The sequence below is a fragment of the Nocardioides sp. Iso805N genome, from assembly GCF_000364605.1.
Classification (GTDB): domain Bacteria; phylum Actinomycetota; class Actinomycetes; order Propionibacteriales; family Nocardioidaceae; genus Nocardioides.
On sequence record NZ_KB822575.1, the window covers coordinates 371,100 to 390,121 of the forward strand.

The 19,022-nt window shown below is 70.7% G+C and carries 16 protein-coding genes; 5 read left to right on the forward strand and 11 right to left on the reverse strand.

Annotated features, from left to right (window positions below):
- Window positions 1-227: 227 nt before the first annotated feature.
- The 4 genes from treZ to H036_RS21520 form a co-directional block, all read right to left on the reverse strand.
- The gene (gene treZ, locus H036_RS0101790) at window positions 228-1,973 is read right to left on the reverse strand and encodes a malto-oligosyltrehalose trehalohydrolase (protein ID WP_017933054.1); all 1,746 of its coding nucleotides are present in this window, start codon (window positions 1,971-1,973) and stop codon (window positions 228-230) included.
- Window positions 1,970-4,360: a malto-oligosyltrehalose synthase gene (treY, locus tag H036_RS0101795; protein ID WP_232421780.1), complete on the reverse strand. Its 2,391-nt coding sequence runs from the start codon at window positions 4,358-4,360 to the stop codon at window positions 1,970-1,972. The genes treZ and treY overlap by 4 nt, the downstream gene beginning before the upstream one ends.
- Window positions 4,357-6,516, reverse strand: a complete 2,160-nt coding sequence (gene glgX, locus H036_RS0101800; RefSeq protein WP_017933056.1) for a glycogen debranching protein GlgX — start codon at window positions 6,514-6,516, stop codon at window positions 4,357-4,359. Before glgX ends, treY begins: the two co-directional genes overlap by 4 nt.
- Window positions 6,517-6,577: 61 nt before the next feature.
- Window positions 6,578-6,895 (reverse strand): STAS domain-containing protein, encoded by a 318-nt coding sequence (locus H036_RS21520; RefSeq protein ID WP_017933057.1) that lies wholly within the window; start codon window positions 6,893-6,895, stop codon window positions 6,578-6,580.
- Between the two features lie 30 nt (window positions 6,896-6,925).
- Here H036_RS21520 and H036_RS0101810 point away from each other — a divergent pair, with 30 nt between their 5' ends.
- Window positions 6,926-7,795: an oxygenase MpaB family protein gene (locus H036_RS0101810; protein WP_017933058.1), complete on the forward strand. Its 870-nt coding sequence runs from the start codon at window positions 6,926-6,928 to the stop codon at window positions 7,793-7,795.
- Window positions 7,796-7,805: 10 nt separating this feature from the next.
- On the opposite strand, the gene H036_RS0101815 is transcribed toward H036_RS0101810, so the two are convergent.
- The 5 genes from H036_RS0101815 to H036_RS0101835 all read right to left on the reverse strand — a co-directional run bounded on the left by H036_RS0101815 (window position 7,806) and on the right by H036_RS0101835 (window position 12,582).
- Window positions 7,806-8,834, reverse strand: coding sequence for a phosphotransferase family protein (locus H036_RS0101815; protein WP_017933059.1), 1,029 nt, complete (start codon window positions 8,832-8,834; stop codon window positions 7,806-7,808).
- Window positions 8,834-9,988 carry an acyl-CoA dehydrogenase family protein gene (locus H036_RS0101820; protein ID WP_017933060.1) on the reverse strand — a complete coding sequence of 385 codons (1,155 nt, stop codon included), beginning with the start codon at window positions 9,986-9,988 and terminating at the stop codon, window positions 8,834-8,836. Before H036_RS0101820 ends, H036_RS0101815 begins: the two co-directional genes overlap by 1 nt.
- Before the next feature lie 180 nt (window positions 9,989-10,168).
- The gene (locus H036_RS0101825; RefSeq protein ID WP_017933061.1) at window positions 10,169-10,789 is read right to left on the reverse strand and encodes a TetR/AcrR family transcriptional regulator; all 621 of its coding nucleotides are present in this window, start codon (window positions 10,787-10,789) and stop codon (window positions 10,169-10,171) included.
- A 30-nt stretch (window positions 10,790-10,819) separates the two neighbouring features.
- Window positions 10,820-11,473 (reverse strand): MBL fold metallo-hydrolase, encoded by a 654-nt coding sequence (locus H036_RS0101830; protein WP_026145711.1) that lies wholly within the window; start codon window positions 11,471-11,473, stop codon window positions 10,820-10,822.
- On the reverse strand, window positions 11,470-12,582 hold the full coding sequence (locus tag H036_RS0101835) for an S-(hydroxymethyl)mycothiol dehydrogenase (protein ID WP_017933063.1): 1,113 nt from the start codon (window positions 12,580-12,582) through the stop codon (window positions 11,470-11,472). The genes H036_RS0101830 and H036_RS0101835 overlap by 4 nt, the downstream gene beginning before the upstream one ends.
- Before the next feature lie 221 nt (window positions 12,583-12,803).
- Between H036_RS0101835 and H036_RS0101840 the strand changes: the two genes are divergently transcribed.
- The 4 genes from H036_RS0101840 (at window position 12,804) to H036_RS0101855 (ending at window position 15,847) form a co-directional block, all read left to right on the forward strand.
- The gene (locus H036_RS0101840; RefSeq protein ID WP_198289867.1) at window positions 12,804-12,995 is read left to right on the forward strand and encodes a lipopolysaccharide assembly protein LapA domain-containing protein; all 192 of its coding nucleotides are present in this window, start codon (window positions 12,804-12,806) and stop codon (window positions 12,993-12,995) included.
- Between the two features lie 73 nt (window positions 12,996-13,068).
- Complete coding sequence (locus H036_RS0101845; protein WP_017933065.1) at window positions 13,069-14,088, forward strand: lysylphosphatidylglycerol synthase domain-containing protein; 1,020 nt, start codon at window positions 13,069-13,071, stop codon at window positions 14,086-14,088.
- Window positions 14,085-15,425, forward strand: a complete 1,341-nt coding sequence (locus H036_RS0101850) for an amidohydrolase family protein (RefSeq protein ID WP_017933066.1) — start codon at window positions 14,085-14,087, stop codon at window positions 15,423-15,425. Before H036_RS0101845 ends, H036_RS0101850 begins: the two co-directional genes overlap by 4 nt.
- Before the next feature lie 38 nt (window positions 15,426-15,463).
- Window positions 15,464-15,847: an SHOCT domain-containing protein gene (locus H036_RS0101855; RefSeq protein WP_017933067.1), complete on the forward strand. Its 384-nt coding sequence runs from the start codon at window positions 15,464-15,466 to the stop codon at window positions 15,845-15,847.
- Window positions 15,848-15,929: 82 nt separating this feature from the next.
- On the opposite strand, the gene H036_RS0101860 is transcribed toward H036_RS0101855, so the two are convergent.
- Both H036_RS0101860 and H036_RS0101865 read right to left on the reverse strand, forming a co-directional pair.
- Window positions 15,930-16,625, reverse strand: coding sequence for a tyrosine-protein phosphatase (locus H036_RS0101860; RefSeq protein WP_017933068.1), 696 nt, complete (start codon window positions 16,623-16,625; stop codon window positions 15,930-15,932).
- A gap of 105 nt (window positions 16,626-16,730) precedes the next feature.
- Window positions 16,731-18,986: an MMPL family transporter gene (locus tag H036_RS0101865; protein WP_017933069.1), complete on the reverse strand. Its 2,256-nt coding sequence runs from the start codon at window positions 18,984-18,986 to the stop codon at window positions 16,731-16,733.
- Window positions 18,987-19,022 lie beyond the last annotated feature (36 nt).

A 19,022-nucleotide genomic window follows, 5' to 3' on the forward strand; every position in this document is an offset into this window, starting at 1 on the left:
ACTTGAGGAAGGTCGGATAGACGTCCTGGGTGCCGTGGCTCATCCAGTTGAGGCCGTCATCAAGACGATCAGGTAGATGAAGCGTCCATCGTCCAGCCCAGCACCGCCGCGAGGAACGCGTTTCGCTGGTCGCGGTCGAGTCGTTGGGTACTCACCCGCTGCGGTTACCCCGAAGCCGAGCCAGTCATGTGACGTGCACCTCACCCGCCCCTGGGATAGTCCGGTCCTCAGCCGTAGAGGAGCGCCCCGGCGTGCGCGGGCAGGCGCAACGTCCCGCCCTCGTACGCCGCACCGCCCGGCGTACTGAAGAGCAGCTCACCGCTGTCCGGCGTCAGCTCGAGGTGGTGCGGCGCGTTCGCGAAGTTCACGACGACGAGCACCTGCCCGCGCTGGAGCATGAACAGACCGTCCTCGACCGTGCACTCCACGTGCGTGAACCGCGGGTCGGTGAGGTCGGGGAGGGTACGCCGCAGCTCGGCGAGACGCCGGTAGACCGCCAGCATCCGCGCGCCCCGCTCGGACTCCAGCTCCGACCAGTCCAGCTTCGACCGCCGGAAGGTCGCCGGATCCTGCGGGTCCGGCACCGACGCCGGATCCCAGCCGTGCTCGGCGAACTCCGCGATCCTGCCCTCGGCGGTCGCCTTGCCGAGCTCCTCCTCGGGGTGGGAGGTGAAGAACTGGAACGGCGTCGAGGCCGCCCACTCCTCCCCCTGGAACAGCATCGGGGTGAATGGTCCTGCCAGGGTCAGCAGCGCCGCGCAGGCGAGCTGGTCGTCATCGAGTCGCTCGGTGAGCCGGTCCCCGCGAGCGCGGTTGCCGATCTGGTCGTGGTTCTGGCTGCACACCACCAGCCGCCAGGTGGGCATCCGGGCGCGGTCGATCGGCACGCCGTGCGACCGGTCGCGGAACGACGACCAGGTGCCGTCGTGGAAGAACCCGCGCTCGTACACCTTCGCCAGCGCCGAGAGCGGCGCGAAGTCGGCGTAGTAGCCCTGGGTCTCGCCGGTCAGGGCGACGTGCACGGCGTGGTGGAAGTCGTCGCTCCACTGCGCGTCGAGACCGTAGCCACCGGCCTCCTTCGGCGTGACCATCACCGGATCGTTGAGGTCCGACTCCGCGATCAGCGTCAGCGGCCTGCGCTGGTACGCCGACAGTGCCGCCACGTCGTCGGCCAGCTGGGCCAGCAGATGCGGCCGGGAGGAGTCGGAGAGCGCGTGCACGGCGTCGAGCCGCAGCCCGTCGACGTGGTAGTCCTCCAGCCACATCCGCACGTTGTCCCGGATGTAGGCCCGCACCTCCGTGGAGCCCTCGCCGTCGAGGTTGAGCAGGTCACCCCAGGTGTTGCGGCCGTCCTTGAGGTAGGGGCCGAAGAGTGGCAGGTAGTTCCCGGACGGGCCGAGGTGGTTGTAGACCACGTCCTGGATCACCCCGAGCCCGGCGGCATGGCAGCCGTCGACGAACCGCTGGTAGGCGGCGGGGCCGCCGTACTCCTCCTGGACCGCGAACCACGCGACGCCGTCATAGCCCCAGTTGTGGGTGCCGTTGAACGCGTTGACCGGCAGCAGCTCGACGAGATCGACCCCGATCGAGCGCAGGTGGTCCAGCCTGCCCAGCGCGGCGTCCAGCGTCCCCTCCGGCGTGAAGGTCCCGACGTGGAGCTCGTAGATCACCGATCCCGCCAGCTGGCGTCCGGTCCACGCCTGGTCCGTCCAGGCGAAGCCCGACGGGTCGTAGGAACGCGAGCGCCCGTGGACGCCCGCAGGCTGACGCCGCGATCTCGGGTCGGGCCGCGGCACCTCATCACCGTCGATCAGGTAGCCGTAGTCCGGCTCGTCGGTCGCGTCGGGCACGGGCGCCGTCGGCGTCCACCAGTCGTCGTCGCCCTTGGTCATCTCGACCGTCGCCTCGCCGACGGACAGCCTCAGCGAGGCCGGGCGCGGCGCCCACACGTCGTAGGGTCCACGGCGACTCATCGGCTCTCCTTGACCAGCAACGCGACGGGGTAGGTGGCCAGGAGGTCACGCAGCAGCACCGAGGACCGCTCGGTGGTCGGGCCGGCCTCGGCACCCGCAAGCGCGTCATGCCAGTTCCCCGGCGGCAGCTCGATCCGGGTGTCGCCCCAGCCGCCGCGCGCGGCCAACCCGACGGGCAGCCGGGTGGCGACGGTGAGCGCCCCGCCCCGGTCGAAGGCAACCACGTGCTCGGCGGCCGGGCCGACCGCCCGCACCGGTGTGTAGGTGCGGAACAGTGTCGGGCGGTCGCGCCGCAACGTCAGGGCGCGCTGCGTCAGGAGCAGCTTCGCGGCGCCCACGTCGTCGAGTCCGTACGGCGCGGCGGCCCCCGCGCCTGCGGCCACCGCCGAGAGCAACGAGCGCCGCGGATCGAAGTCGACCGACCGCCGGTTGTCCGGGTCGACCAGGCTCTGCTCCCACAGCTCGCTGCCCTGGTAGACGTCGGGCACACCCGGCATGGTCAGCGCGATCAGCTTCGCGGCCAGGGCGTTGCTCCAGCCGGGCGCGACCACCTCGTCGAGCAGCTCGCGGAAGGCCTGGCCGACGGCGGCGTCGTCGTACAGCGCATCCACCGCGGCGTGCACCGCGCCCTCGTACTCCTGGTTCGGCGAGGTCCAGGTGGTGTGGTCGGCTGCCTCGCGCATCGCCTTCTCGGCGTAGCCGTGCAGCCGCTCGCGGCTGATCGGCCAGGCGCCCAGCGCCGCCTGCCACAGCAGCGCCCCGAAGCCAGGGTCGGGCACAGGTGCCAGCGACAGCAGCCGGGTCAATGTCCGCGACCAGGCCGAGGGCAGCTCGGCCAGCACGGCGATCCGGGCGCGCACGTCCTCACCGCGCTTGGTGTCGTGGGTGGAGGTGGTCGTCATCGCGTCGGGCCAATAGCGCTGCCGCTCGACCATCGCGGCGTGGAAGGCCTCGGTGTCGAGCGCGAAGATCGAGGGGTCGCCCCCCACCTCGTTGAGCGAGGTCAGCCGCGACCAGCGGTAGAACGCGCAGTCCTCGACCCCCTTGGCCATCACCATCCCGCTGGTCTGCTGGAACCGCTTGCTCGCGGCCAGGTCGGCACTGTTCAGCCACGGCTCCAAGGCGTCGTACGTCGCGGCCAGGTCCGGCCGGTGCGACCGGGCGAGCGCGAACGCCTGCTCGAGGTGCTCCCGGCCCTCGGGCAGGTAGGAGCGATAGACCGGGAAGCAGGCCAGCAGCTCGGCGACCGCGTCCTCGGCCCGGAAGGCGGGGACGACCGGAAGGTGCCGGCGCAGGTCGCGGACGATCCGCTTGACCTCCGAGTGCAGCATCCCGTCGGCAACCTCACGCTTGCGCTCGTGCACCATCGCCGGCCAGTCGACCGGCCCGCCGCGCAGCCGGCTCTCGAGGGCGTCCAACGGCTCCTCGCCGGCCGGGTCGGTGAGCACCCGGTCGATCAGCCCGAGCACGTCGTAGCCGGTGGTGCCGGCGGTCGCCCAGGACGCAGGCAGCTTCTCACCGGGCTCCAGGATCTTCTCCACCAGCACGTAGGCGCCGCCCGTCAGGCCCGCCAGATCGGCAAGATACTTGCGCGGGTCGCGCAGCCCGTCGGGGTGGTCGACCCGCAGCCCGTCGACCAGCCCCTCGCTCACCCAGCGACGGATCTCCGCATGGGTCTGGGTGAAGACGTCCGGCTCCTCCACCCGGACCGCGGCGAGCGTGTTGACCGCAAAGAAGCGGCGGTAGTTCAGGTCGTCGTCCGCGCTGTGCCACGAGGCCAGCTCGTAGTGCTGCCGATCGTGCACGGCGTTGGCATCGACACCCGTCGGGCCGTAGTCGTCGGCGGTGCCGGGGGCGATGGGATAGAGGTTGTCGTGGTAGGCCAGCTCGGGGCCGTCCTCCCCGTCGACCACGCTCAGGTGGTCGATCCGACCCCCCGGCAGCAGGTCGTCGTCGCCGACGACCGGTACGAGCAGGCGCTCGTGGCCGGCGTTCCAGTCGATGTCGAACGCCGCCGCGTGCGGGGAGTCGCGGCCCAGCCGCAGCACGTCCCACCACCACGGATCCTCGCGCGGGGTGGCGATGCCGACGTGGTTGGGCACGATGTCGACCAGCACCCCCATGCCCAGGCGACGCGCCTCGGCCGAGAGCGCCTTCAGCCCCGCGGCACCGCCACGCGACTCGTCGATGTGGTCGTGCGCGACCACGTCGTACCCGTGCTCGCTGCCCGGCTCTGCCGCCAGCAGTGGCGAGAGGTAGACCCAGTCGACGCCGAGCTCGTGCAGGTAGCCCAGCAGGTCGGCCGCGGCGTAGAGGTCGAAGTCGGCGGTGATCTGCAGTCGGTAGGTGCTCGCCGGCACCCGCATCCCGCCGGACACCCGCGTCACCGACCCTGCTGCGCGGCGACCGATGCGGCCACCGAGAGGTCCGGCGTCGCCACCGGGTCGTGGTGCTGACGCAGCACGACCACGCTGCGCGAGGCCACGGCCAGCACCGAGCCCGCCGGCACCGGATCCGGTACGACGGAGGTCTCGGCACCGGTGTCGATCAGCACGTCCCAGGCCTCGGCGTACTCCGCGCCGGGCAGCGTGGCCTCCGTGTCGCCATCGGCGTTGAAGTAGAGCAGGAAGTGGTCGTCGACCACCCGCTGTCCGCGGGAGTCGGTGCCGGGGATGCGCTGGCCGTTGAGATACATCCCGACCGCCTGGCTCTGCGGGCTGGTCCAGTCCTCGTCCGCCATCGGCTCACCGGAGAGGCGCAGCCAGACGATGTCGTCGAGCTGGTCCACGTCGGCGTCGATGCCGGTGAAGAACCGGCGCCGCCGGAAGGTCGGGTGCGCACGCCGGAGGTGGATCACCGCTGCGGTGAACTCGAGCAGCGGCTGGTCCGCCTCGTCCCAGTGCACCCAGCTCAGCTCGTTGTCCTGGGCGTAGGTGTTGTTGTTGCCCTGCTGGGTGCGGCCGAGCTCGTCGCCGTGCAGCAGCATCGGGACGCCCTGGGAGAGCAGCAGTGTGGCCAGCAGGTTGCGCTGGGTGCGGGCCCGTGCGGCGAGGATCTCGGGATCGTCGGTGGGACCCTCGACGCCGAAGTTCTGCGACCGGTTGTGGCTCTCGCCGTCGTTGTTGTCCTCCCCGTTGGCCTCGTTGTGCTTCTGCTCGTAGGAGACCAGGTCTCGCAGGGTGAAGCCGTCGTGCGCGGTGACGAAGTTGATCGAGGCGAACGGCTTGCGCCCGGAGCGCTCGTAGAGGTCGCTGGAGCCGGACAGCCGGTTGGCGAAGTCGCCCAGCGACGGCTCGCCGCGCCAGAAGTCGCGCACGGTGTCGCGGAACTTCCCGTTCCACTCGCTCCACAACGGCGGGAATCCGCCGACCTGGTAGCCGCCCGGGCCGATGTCCCAGGGCTCGGCGATCAGCTTGACCCGGGAGACCACCGGGTCCTGCTGCACGAGCTCGAAGAAGGAGGAGAGCCGGTCGACGTCGTAGAACTCGCGGGCCAGCGTGGCGGCCAGGTCGAAGCGGAAGCCGTCGACGTGCATCTCGCTGACCCAGTAGCGCAGCGAGTCCATCAGCAGCTGGAGGCTGTGTGGCTGGCGCACGTTGAGGCTGTTGCCGGTGCCGGTGTAGTCCATGTAGTAGCGCTGGTCGTCCTCGACGAGCCGGTAGTACGCCGGGTTGTCGATGCCCTTGAACGACAGCGTCGGGCCCAGGTGGTTGCCCTCGGCGGTGTGGTTGTAGACCACGTCCAGGATGACTTCGATCCCCGCCTCGTGCAGGGTCTTCACCATCTGCTTGAACTCCTGCACCTGCTGGCCCGCGTCCTTGCTGGTCGCGTACGCCGCGTGCGGCGCGAAGAAGCCGAGGGTGTTGTAGCCCCAGTAGTTGGACAGGCCCTTTTCCAGCAACGTGCTGTCCTGCACGAACTGGTGCACCGGCATCAGCTCGATCGCGGTCACGCCCACCTTCTGCAGGTGCTCGATCACGGCGGGGTGCGCGATGCCCAGGTAGGTGCCGCGCAGCTCCTCGGGCACCTCGGGGTGCAGCTGCGTCAGACCCTTCACGTGGGCCTCGTAGATCACCGACTCGCTGTAGAGGCAGCCCGGGGGCCGGTCACCCTCCCAGTCGAAGTAGGGATTGGTCACCACCCCGAGCATCATGTGGGGGGCCGAGTCCTCGTCGTTGCGGGAGTCGGGGTCGCCGAAGTTGTAGCCGAACAGGCTCTGGTCCCAGTCGATGTCGCCGGTCGTCGCCTTGGCGTAAGGGTCCAGCAGCAGCTTCGCGGGGTTGCAACGCAGGCCCCGGGCGGGGTCCCACGGCCCGTGCACCCGGTAGCCGTAGCGCTGGCCAGGCTGCACCGAGGGCAGGTAGCCGTGCCAGACGTAGGCATCGACCTCCGTCAGCTCGATCCGGGTCTCGTTGCGCTCCGGGGAGTCGTCGAAAAGGCACAGCTCAACGCCCTCTGCGACCTCGCTGAACAGTGCGAAATTGGTGCCGTTGCCGTCGAACGTGGCACCGAGCGGATACGGCTGGCCGGGCCAGATCTCCACGCGTCCCTCTCCCTGTTTTCGTCATGATGAACGCGCACCGGGTACCCCGGTACGGCGGGGTTCAGCCGTGACGTTGGTCGCGTACGCTCATCCCGCAGCGCGGCAGCACGACCCGAGCGACCGAGCCAGGTGCGGCGACCAGCTCCAGCCGTTGGAAACGGGCGCGCATGTCGGCACGGGCCGCGGCTATCACCCCGATGGCCGTGCTCGGCAGCGACGCGACACCACTGAGGTCCATCACCAGGGAGCGGTTGTGGGCGGCCATCAGGGCGGCGAGCTGCTGGCGGAGCAGGTGCGCTCCGGCCTCGTCCAGGTCGCCGGAGAGGGTGAGGGTGCGGGTGTCCTCGTCGTAAGCGCTGGCGAAGGAAGAGCCGGGCATGCCGCCCTGTTCCCGAGTAGCGTCCTGACCATGCCCAAGCCGGTGCGCAACGCCACCCTCGACCCCGAGGTCGACTTCCACCGGATCTACCGCGACCTTTGCGAGTACGAGTTCCCCTGGGACTTCAACCAGGCGCTCAGCTTCGCGCTGTTCCGCACCTACGCGGTGCCGAGCATCGGGCGGCTGCTCGGGCGGACGCACGAGTTCACCGAGCGTCCGCAGAAGCGGTACGACGACACCGCGCTGCTGCTCGAGGAGGTGCTGATCCACGGCTTCGACAGTGCCGCGGGCAAGGCCGCGCTGCGCCGGATCAACGGCATGCACCGGATGTATGCGATCAGCAACGACGACATGCGCTACGTGCTGGCCACCTTCGTGGTGGTGCCCAAGCGCTGGATCGACGACTTCGGCTGGCGCCCGCTGACCGCCGCCGACGTGCTCGCCTCGGTCCGCTACTACCAGGCCCTCGGCCGGCACATGGGGATCACGGAGGTCCCCGACAGCTACGACTCCTTCGCCTCGCTGATGGACGACTACGAGGCCGAGCACTTCGGCTACGACGAGGGCGGACGGCGCGTCGCCGATGCCACCCTCGAGCTGGTGACCACCTTCTACCCCCGGCCGCTCGCCCCCGCGCTGCGGGTGTTCAGTCGCGCGCTGATGGATCCACCGCTGCTGGCGGCGTTCGGGTACGACGAGCCGGGGCGGACGGCCCGCGCGCTCTCCAGGGGCGCGCTGCGGCTGCGTGCCCGGCTGGTCGCGCTGCTGCCGCCGCGGCGCAGGCCCTCGCTGGTGCGGGACATGCGCCGGATCAGGAGCTACCCCGACGGCCTCGACGTACCGGCGATGGGGACGTTCGTGCCCGGGTGCCCGGTGCACCGCTCCTCCGCGGCGTCGTAGCGGTGCGTGGTCAGTCTCCGCCCAGCGCGGCCCGCGCCAGCTCGAGATAGGGCTCGACCGACTCGCCGGCGGTGTCGAAGCCCGGTCCGGATCCGGACCCGGAGCGGCGCCGGTGGTCGATGCCGGCCGCGATCACGGCGACCTTGAAGTAGGCCAGCGCGAGGTGGAAGTCCCAGTCGGCCAGCACGCCGCCGGACACGCGCTCGTAGAGCGCCGCCAGCTCGGCGACGTCGGGCAGCATCGGGCTGGTCCAGGCACACGGCGCACCGATCAACAGGTCGAAGACCGGCGTCCGGTAGGCGCACATCGTCGCCACGTCGGCGACCGGGTCGCCGATCGTCGAGAGCTCCCAGTCGACGACCGCCGCGATCCGCGGGTCCGCACCGTCGAGATCGACGATGGTGTTGTCGATCCGATAGTCGCCGTGCACGATGCCGGTCGCCCGCTGCACAGGTACGGCGGAGCCCAGCGCGGCACTGACCTCTCGCGCCAGCCCGTCCACGCCGGGGGTGCCGACGAGCTCCCACTGTCCCGACCAGCGCCGCAGCTGGCGGGCGGCGTACTCGTCGGGCCGGCCGAACCGCTCCAGGCCGACGGCCACGTGGTCGACGGCGTGCAGGGCGGCCAGCGTCTCCACCAGCGTCTCCACCAGGGCGCTGACCGTCTCGCGACCGAGATCCTCGAGCTCGGTGCGGACCTGGATCGAGCGACCGCCGACGTACTCGCTGATCAGGAACGGGCCGCCGATCAGCCCCTCGTCCTCACACACTGCGACCGCCGCCGGCACCGGCACGGCACTCGTGCGCAGCGCCGCGGTGACGCGGTACTCGCGAGCGACGTCGTGGGCCGAGGGCGTGCGACCACGGCGGGGTGGGGTGCGCAACACCCAGCTGTGCGCACCGTCGGTGAGCCGGAAGGTGAGGTTGGAGCGACCGCCGGCGATCAGATCGGAGTGCAGCGGCGCTGCTACTGAGACCCCGGCGCCGTCGAGCACCTCGGCGATGGCGACCAGATCGCTGGCCGACAGTGTCTCGGCCATCAGTCCTCCGCGCCGTAGCGGCGTGCGGCCCGCTTGGCGATCGACCAGCGGTGCACCTCCGACGGCCCGTCGTAGACCCGGAAGGGTCGCAGCTCGCGAGCGATCTTGGCGACCGGAAGCTCGCGGGAGACGCCGAGGCCGCCGCACAGCTGCACCGAGCGGTCGGCGACCCGGCCGAGTGCCTCGGCGGCGAAGGTCTTGGCGATCGAGGTCTCCTGAGAGGCCCGCTCGCCCGCGTCCAGGGCGGCGCAGGCCTCGCGCAGCAGGGCGCGGGTGGCGGCCAGGTCGATCTCGTTGTCGGCGATCAGCTGCTGGGCCATGCCGAGGTCGGCGAGCCGGGAGCCGAACATCCTGCGCTCGGTCGCGTAGCGCACCGCCGTCTCGTGGGCTCGTTGGGCGGCACCGGTCCAGCGCATCACGTGCGTCATCCGCGCCGGCCCCAGTCGCACCTGGGCGTAGCGGAAGCCCTGGCCGGGCTCGCCGAGCACGTCCTCGTCGGAGACGAACAGGTCGGTGAAGGTCAGCTCGCAGTGGCCGCCGATCATCGAGCGGTCCATCGTGCCGAGGTGCCGGTCCAGCGTGATCCCGGGAGCGTCGGCCGGCGCGAGGAACATGGTGGCACCGCCTGGCGTCTGTGCCATCACGATGTAGAACCCGGTGCCGTCCGCGCCGGTGATGAACCGCTTGCGGCCGTTGATCCGCCAGCCGCCGTCGACCTTGGCCGCCTCGGTCGTCAGGGACTCCGGGTCGGAGCCCGCACCGGGCGCAGGCTCGGTCATCGCGAAGGCCGAGCGGCACTCACCGGCGACCAGCGGCCGCAGGTAGCGCTCGCGCTGGGTCGGGGTGCCGACGTGGTCGAGCAGGTGGATGTTCCCCTCGTCGGGCGCGTTGACGTTGATCGCCATCGGCCCGAAGAGCGAGTAGCCGGCCTCCTCGAAGACCGGCGCCCGCTCGGTCATGTTCAGCCCGAGTCCGCCCAAGTCGCGGGGTCCGTGGGGCGTCAGCAGGCCGAGCTCGGAGGCCCGGGCCTGGAGGCGCACCCGCAACTGGTCCCCGCCGGCCGCCTCGACGTCGCCGTCGAACTCATCGTCGATCGGCAACACCTCGCCGCGCACGAACGCGCGCGTGTCCGCGACCAGCTTCCGGAGATCCATCTGCCCCACTCCTCACCGACCGAGCGATCGCTCGGTCGGTGTCGAGGATGACATCGGGCAGGGCCACGGTCAAGGCCGACGGAGCAACGGCCGGGCCGATGGCCGACGAACGACTCGACCGGAACGGAGGCCCGACTCGACCCGAACGGAGGCCCGACTCGACCGGGACGGAGGCCCGACTCAGACCGCGTTGGGCAGTGCCCGGGCGAGCATCAGCTGGCGCCGCACCACCTCTTCGGGCGCGAGCGGGCCGTCCTCGCGGTACCACGTCGCGATCCCCACGCAGAGCATCGCGACAGCGCGGGCGGCGTCATCCGGATACGGCGTGGCGAACACGCCGGTGGCACAGCCCTCGCGGATCGCCTGCGCGATCAGCCGCTGCAGCTCGTCACGCAGGGCGACGCAGCTCGCCCGGTTGTCGGCGTCCAGGCTGCGCAGCTCGGTGGAGGCGACGAAGGACTCGGCGCGGCGGAACATGTGGAAGCGGATCAGGCACTCGGCGAGCGCATCGAAGCGCTCCCGCGGCCCGGCACCGGCAACCGTGCCGGCGGCGGAGACCGACGCGAGGGCGTCCTGGCACCGCGCCAGCAGGTCCTTCAGCACCACCTGCATCAGCGAGACCAGGATCTGCTGCTTGGAGGCGTAGTGGTGGTAGACGCCCGGCACCGATAGCCCGGCACCGGCCGCGACGTCGCGGATGCTGGTCGCGTCGTACCCGCGCTCGGCGAACGCGTCCAGCGCGGAGCGCAGGATGCCTGTCAGCGGCGTCGGTCCATACTCGCGCCAGGTCTCGGCCGTCACGGTGGCTGAGCCTAGCCACCACGCCCGGCGTCAGGCCCCGAGCACAGCCCTTTCGGCACCGATCGTGGTGTCCTCACCGTGGCCGGTATGCACCACGGTCTCGTCCGGCAGTGCGAACAGCGCTGCCCGGATCGAGGCCTCCAACGTCGGCCGGTCGCTGTAGGAGCGGCCGGTGGCGCCCGGTCCGCCGTGGAAGAGCGTGTCACCGGTGAAGACGCAGCCCAGCTCGGGCGCATAGAGGCAGACCGCGCCGGGCGCGTGGCCGGGGGTGTGCAGCACCCGCAGCGTCGTCCCGGCGACCTCCAGCGACATCCCGTCGGCCAGGTCGAGGTCCCACAGCTCGCCGTCGACGTCGTCCGGGCCGCCGTGCGTCAGCTCCCACAGCGGCCTGTCGTCGGGGTGCAGCATGATGGGCGCACCCGAGCCGCCATTGACGGCGACGCGCAGGGCGGGGGCGACGCGCACGTGGTCGTCGTGGGCGTGGGTGCACACGATCGCCTTGACCCGCCGGTCACCGACGATCGCCAAGATGTCCTCGACCGAGTGGGGTGCATCGATCACGATGCACTCGGTGTCGTCGCCGACGACCCAGACGTTGTTGTCCACCTGATGCGTCTCACCGTCGAGGCTGAAGGTCCCCGAGGTCACGCCGTGGTCGACGCGCACCGACCCGGAGCCACTCACAGCACGACCACCGAGCGCAGCACGTCGCCGTGGTGCATCTTCTCGAAGGCAGCCTCCACCTCGTCGATGGCGATCTCCTCGGAGACGAAGGCGTCCAGGTCCAGGCGGCCCTGCCGATACAGGTCGATCAGCATCGGGAAGTCGCGCGAGGGCAGGCAGTCGCCGTACCAGCTGGACTTCAGTGCCCCGCCACGACCGAAGACGTCGATCAGCGGCAGGTCCGGCACCTTCATGTCCGGAGTCGGTACGCCGACAAGCACCACGGTGCCGGCCAGGTCGCGGGCATAGAACGCCTGCTTCCACGTCTCCGGGCGCCCGACGGCCTCGATGACCACGTCGGCACCCTCCGCGCCCTCGTGGAACTGCGCCGAGATCCGCTTGATCTCCTCGACCGCGTCGACCTGGGAGGAGTCGACGGTGTGGGTCGCGCCGAGCGCCTCGGCCTGGGCCAGCTTCTTGGCGTCGATGTCGACGGCGATGATCGGGTTGGCACCGGCCAGGGCCGCCCCCGCGATCGCCGCCACCCCGACGCCACCGCAGCCGATCACCGCGACCGACTTGCCGCGGGTCGCTCCGCCGGTGTTGATCGCCGCGCCGATGCCGGCCATCACGCCGCAGCCCAGCAGGCCGGCCGCTGCCGGTCGGGCCTCGGGGTCGACCTTGGTGCACTGCCCCGCCGCGACCAGCGTCTTGTCCGCGAAGGCGCCGATGCCGAGCGCGGGCGAGAGCTCGGTGCCGGCCCCCTCCCCCTCAGCGAGGCTCATCTTCTGCGTCGCGTTGTGGGTGTTGAAGCAGTACTGCGGCTCGCCGCGCTTGCACGCCCGGCACTGGCCGCACACCGCACGCCAGTTCAGCACCACGAAGTCGCCCGGTGCCACCTCCGTCACGCCCGAGCCGACCGACTCCACCACGCCCGCGGCCTCGTGGCCCAGCAGGAAGGGGAAGTCGTCGTTGATGCCGCCCTCGCGGTAGTGCAGGTCGGTGTGGCAGACCCCGCACGCCTGGATCGCGACCACCGCCTCGCCCGGACCGGGATCGGGGATGTTGATGGTGACGAGCTCGACGGGCGCACCCTTGGACCGGGCGATGACACCCTTGACCTGCTGCATGTCGCGAACCTTTCGGCGTCGGAGGCGATAGCCACAGCATGCCCCACCCGCGTGCACCCAAGCGCAGCGGGCGGGGGCTGTCTTTTACATCGCGGCAGTGGTCAAATGTCGGTCAGGTGGCCAAGATGACAATCGAGCGGACCATCCGGCGCCGCGCAGGAGAGCCACTGGCACGGGGGTTCGACATGGCAGGACCGGTCTCAGAGTCGAAGACGGTGCGCGTGAGGGCCGTCATCGCGGGGATCCTCGTGGTCCTCGCCCTGGTGTTCGTCTTCCAGAACACCTCCTCGCGCCGGGTGCACTTCCTGTTCTGGTCCGTCTCGATGCCGACCTGGATCTGGCTGCTGATCATCTTCGCGGTCGGTGTGGTGGTCGGCTCGATGTTCCCCTGGCTGCGGAAGAAGCGCACTTGAGGCGACCGGTGACAGGGTCGGTGACGCCCTGAACGGCCAACGCCGCGCCTGGCTGCTTCGAGGTGTCCTGGTCGTGGTGGCCGCGGTGGTCACCGTCGTCGCGGTGCGGCTGATCGGTCAGGTCGACTGGGGCGAGGTGTGGGACGCGCTCAACCACCTGGACTGGTGGCAGGTGCCGGTGCTGATCGCCCTGCTCCTGGTGCGCCAGACGCTCAACGCGCTGCCGCTCTCCCTCTACATCGAGGGCGTCTCGCCCTACCGGGCGACGCTCAACGACCAGGTGGCCATCCTGATGTCGACGATCGCGCCGCCGCCCAGCGACCTGGCCATCCGCACGGCGATGTTCAGCTCGTGGGGCGTCTCGGTCGCGCGCGGCATGGCCGGCACGGTGATGAACACGCTCACCTTCTACATCGTCCGGTTCAGCGCCCCGGCCGCCGGGCTCCTGCTCGTGATGATCAAGGGCGACGCGCTGGGCATCCGGCTGATCGACCTGGCCAGCATCGGCATCGCCACCACCATGGTGGTCGTGCTGATGCTGGTGATGCGCAGCGAGGCGCTCGCGGGCACGATCGGCCGGCGCGCCGGCCGCGTCGCTCGACGGTTCCGCGACGTCGATCCGGAGGCCTGGGCACAGCGCTGCATCAGGTTCCGGGAGGACGTCGCGGCGCGCTTCCGCTACGGGTTCCCGCGCTCGCTGATGTCGCTGAGCGCGATGCTCCTGGTGGACGCGACCATGCTGATCCTGTGCCTGCGCTTCGTGGGTCTGGGCCCGGCCGACGCACCGATCGTCGAGGTCGTCGCCGCCTACCTGATCGCCTACCCACTCACCCTCTTCCCGTTCTCCGGCCTCGGGCTCGTCGACGCGGTGGTGCTGGCAGCCGTCTGTGCCGTCGGCGGACAGGACGTCGAGGCCGTCGCCGTCGCCGCCCTGATCGTGTGGCGGGTCTTCATCGTCGGCGGTCCGATCGTCCTCGGAGTCGTCGCGATGGCGATCTGGCGGCGTACGGCCGAGGGCCCGACCACCATCAAGAGCATCGTCCGCAGCGCACGCAAGGGCACCGACCCCACCGGAAGGGAAGCAGCACCATGAGCGCACCATTCGCCCTGGTCGAGGCCACGGTCGTGACCGGCGACAGCGCCGGCACCGTCGTGCCGGGGATGACGATCGTGGTCGACGACGACGGCCGCATCGGGCAGGTCGGCAGCACCGCCGCGGTCACCGTGCCGAGCGGCTACCGCCGCATCGAGGCGAGCGGACTCTTCGTCGTACCTGGGCTGATCAACGCCCATGCGCACCTGTTCGCCGACGGCAAGCCGCTGCCGCCGATCCTGCTCAAGGAGTCCGCCGAGTCGCTGGTCTCGGCGTTCATGCACAGCCCCGCCGGCGGCTGGATGCTCAAGCGACGCACCAGGACCAACGTGCTCACCCAGCTGCACTCCGGCGTGACCACGCTGCGCAGCGTGGGCGATGTGGGCTACGAGGTCGTCGCCGTCGCCAACGAGATCGCCGCGGGCAAGTACGTCGGGCCCCGCGTGCTCGCGTCCGGTCCGCTGATGGCCATCACCGGCGGCCACGGCGCTCCCCAGATCGCGCTGATCAGCGACTCTCCCTGGGACGCGCGCCGCAACGTGCGCCGCAGCCTGCGCAAGGGCGTGACGGCGATCAAGATCGCCGCCACCGGCGGTGTCACCGACGCTCGGGTCGTCGGCGAGGCGGGTCGCCCTCAGATGACCGAGGAGGAGATGACAGCGATCTGCGAGGAGGCGCACAACGCCGGCATCGTGGTCGCCGCACACGCGCAGAGCCAGGCCGGCATCACCGCCGCGCTGCGCGCCGGAGTCGACACCATCGAGCACGGCTCGAGCATGAGCGACGAGATGACCAGCCTGTTCAAGGACAACCCGCGCTCGCTGCACGGCACCTCGGCGCTGATCCCGACCCTGCAGGCGTGCCTGCCCCTGGTCAAGCTCGATCCGAGGATCACCGGCATCAACGCCATCGCCCGGGCGAACGCCGAGATGATCGGCGAGGAGATGCTGCAGGGCATCAGGGACGCCCTGGCCAACGACATCGCGATCGGCATGGGCACCGACTCGGCGCTGACCCATGTCACCCACTACAACACCTGGCGCGAGCTCGACATGCTCGTGCGCTTCGGCGGCCTGACCCCGGCCCAGGCACTGCACGCGGCGACCCAGTCCAACGCCCGCATCCTGGGCCTCGACACCGTCACCGGGTCGATCCGGACCGGGCTGGCCGCCGACCTCGTCGTCCTCGACGAGAACCCGCTGACGAGCTTCAGGACCTTCACCGCACCGCGCTACGTCGTGGTCGGCGGAGCCGTCCTGGAGGCGCCGGCCGTCACCCGTTTCGCCGAGATCGACGAGCGGCTCGACTCCCTCGAGAACGACCCGTCCGCCCGCTAGAGAGAACCGTCCTCCCGCCACCACCGAAAGGCACTGTCATGCATGGCTTCTGGGAATTCTTCTGGTTCGTCGTCGTCTTCTTCCTCCTGATGGCCTATCTGGTGCTGTTCTTCCAGATCATGGTCGACATCTTCCGCGACCGCGGCCTGAGCGGCTTCGCGAAGGCGGTCTGGGTCTTCTTCCTGATCGTGCTTCCGATCATCACCTCGCTGATCTACGTCGTCACCCGCGGGCGCGAGATGACCGAGCGCACGATCGCCCGCGAGCAGGCGGCCCAGTCCGAGGCCGACACCTACATCCGCACCGTCGCGGCCGGCGCGGCATCCCCGGCTGAGGAGATCGCCCGCGCGAAGAGCCTGCTCGACACCGGCGCGATCAATGAGACCGAGTACCAGACGCTGAAGGCCAAGGCGCTCGCCTGAGCGCACGCCACGGCCCTGGCCGTACGTCGATCGAGGCGACGGACGCCTGACCTGCACCTCGCAGATCAGGCGCCCGTCGTGCTCAGCGGCCCACGAAGCGGGCGCGGAAGCGCTCGAGCGCGGCCAGGTCGCCGCCGTGCTCGACGTACCAGCCCTCGACGCCACCCGGGTGCCCGGTCACCGTCTCCACCACCAGGCGGCCGGCCTCCTCCGGCGCGGCGAACCACTCCTCGCGGGCCCGCTCCGGCTTGAGGCCGCCCGCGGCGGTGAGCCGGGCGATGACGCCGTCCATCTGAGCCGCGGTCAACAGGTAGTCGGCCACGACGGCCTCGGGCTCGACGTCGGCGAGCAGCAGCAGCACGGCGACCACGATGCCGGTGCGGTCCTTGCCGGCGGCACAGTGGATGAGGGTCGGGCCGTCCGCCGCCAGCAGGCCGGGTACGGCGGTGACGCGCTCGGCCGCGGTCTCCAGGATCGAGGCGTAGACAGCGACCAGCCCCAGATCCGGCATCCGGCCGAGATCGCCCGCATCGTGCAGCTCGTGCGCGACGGTGACGGTGCTGGTCGGCCACGGGTACGGCGAGCGAGCCCGCTCCCGATCCGCCCGCAGGTCGATCACCGCCGCCGGTGGCCAGGCGACACCGTCGGGAAGGCCCGCCGGATCCAGGTCGCCGGCGTAGGGGGCGTCGCTGCGCAGCAGGACGCCGGGCAGCGTGCGGCCACCGGAGGTGAGCGGCAGGCCGCCGAGGTCACGGAGGTTGGCGAGGCGGGTAGTCACACCGAATCTCTATCACCCGCGTGCGAACGCCGGACGCCGGACGCCGAGAGCGGGCCCCGGCCGGTGGCCGGGGCCCGCTCTCGGCGGAAAGGGTGGTCGTCGTGCTCAGACCGCCACGGTCTGCGGCTCGGGCTGCTGCTCCCGCAGCCGTCGCTCCAGGCCCTCCCCCTCGATGTCGAGGTCGGGCAGCAGCCGGTCGAGCCAGCGCGGCAGCCACCAGATGTGCTTGCCGACGATCGACATCAGCGCCGGGACCAGCGTCATCCGGACCAGGAAGGCATCCGCGATCACGCCGACCGCGAGGGCGAAGCCGATGGTCTTGATCATCACGTCGTCGCCGAGCGCGAACCCGGCGAAGACGCCGGTCATGATCACCGCTGCGGCGGTCACGACGCGGGCGCTGTGGCTGAACCCGGAGCGGACCGCGGCGCGTGCCTCCTCGCCGTGTACGAAGGCCTCCCGCATCCGGGTGACCAGGAAGACCTCGTAGTCCATCGCAAGGCCGAAGAGCACGCCGGTGAGCAGCAGCGGCAGGATGAAGATCACCGGCGTGGTGACGTCCAGCCCGATCAGGTTGTTCAGCCAGCCCCACTGGAAGACGGCCACCGTGGTGCCCAGTGAGATGCCGACCGAGAGCAGGAACCCGATGGCTGCCTTCAGCGGCACCAGGATGGAGCGGAAGACCAGCACCAGCAGGATGAAGGCGAGCCCCACCACGACCAGGAGGTAGCGCGGGAAGACGTCGGTCAGCTTCTGCGAGATGTCCACGCCCACCGCGGTCTGTCCGCTGACCAGCGCTCGCGCTCCGGTCTCGCCCGGCAGGTCGGTGAGGTCGGCCCGCATCGTGGTGACCAGATCCTTGGTCGCCTGGTCGGAGGGGCCGCTGGTCGGGATCACTGTCACGGTGGCGTACTGCACCGCATCGAGCTGCTTGACCAGCTGTTGCTGCGCGGCCGGCGTGGCGTCGCTGCCGGCGCCGGCCGGTGGGATCACGGAGACGACGTCGGTCTTGACGGCTTCGATCTTGGCGACGGCGGTGTTCACCGCGGCGAGGGCCTTCTGGCCCGAGCCCGCGCCCGAGGTGTCGACCACGACCACCAGCGGACCGTTGGCCCCGGCACCGAACGAGTCGGCGATCAGGTCGTAGGCGACACGCTGGTCGCTGCCGGCCGCCGCGGTGGCGTTGTCGGGCAGCGCGAGCTGCATCTTGGCCACCGGGAGGGACAGCACCGCGGCGAGCAGGACACCACCGATCAGGAACGGCACCCGCAGGCGGGCGACGAGCTCGACCCAGCGGCGACCGTTGGTGCGCACGTCGCCGGCCTCGGCGTCGCGCGCCTTGAGGAAGCGCAGCTTCCCGCCGAGCACGCGCTTGCCGGCGAAGCCGAGGAGCGCGGGCAGCAGGGTGAGGGCGATCAGTACGGCGAGGGCGACCATCCCGGCACCGCCGAGGCCCATCTGGGTGAGGAAGCCGATGCCGCAGATCGACAGACCGGCCAGCGCGATGATCACGGTGAGCCCGGCGAAGACCACGGCCGAGCCGGCCGTGCCGACGGCGCGTCCGATCGCCTCCTCCGGATCACGACCCCGGCGCACCTCGTGCTGGTAGCGGGACATGATGAACAGGGCGTAGTCGATTCCGACGGCCAGGCCGAGCATGCTGCCCAGCGCCGACGTGGTCGAGCTCAGGCTGAGGAAGCCGGTCAGCGTGGTGATGCCGAGCATCCCGATGCCTACGCCGATGATCGCCGTCAGCAGCGGCATCCCGGCAGCGATCAGCGAGCCGAAGGTGATGACCAGCACGAAGAGTGCGACCAGGACGCCGATCCCCTCGGCGGCCCCGCCTGCACTCTTCGCCTGGAAGGCGTCGCCGCCGATGGCGACGGTCAGACCCGCCTTCTCGCCGGTCGACCTGGCCGCGTCGGCGGCGCTCTTGTCGGCGTCGGTCAGGTCGACGGCCTGCTTGGTGTAGCTGACCGATGCGTAGGCCACCGTGGCGTCCTTCGACACCGTCCCGGTGGTGAACGGATCCGAGACCGAGGCGACGTCTCCGGTCTTGACCTTGGCGAGCGCCTGCTCGACCGCGGCCTTGTTGGCGGCCGACGTGAGCTGCTCACCCTTCGGCGCCTTGAACACCACCTGGGCGGTGGCGCCGTCGGGCGAGGCATTCGGCGTACGGGCCTTGATCAGGTCGAAGGCCTGGGTGGACTCGATCCCCTTGAGGGAGAACTGGTCGTCGGTGTTGCCGGCCAGCGTCTTCGAGCCGACGCCGACGCCGACCAGCAGCACCAGCCAGAAGGCGACCACGATGCGGCGGTGCCGGAAACACCAGCGGCCGAGCCGGAACAACTGCCATGCCATGCGATCAAGCCCTTCGTCGAGTGCGTGGGACACGTC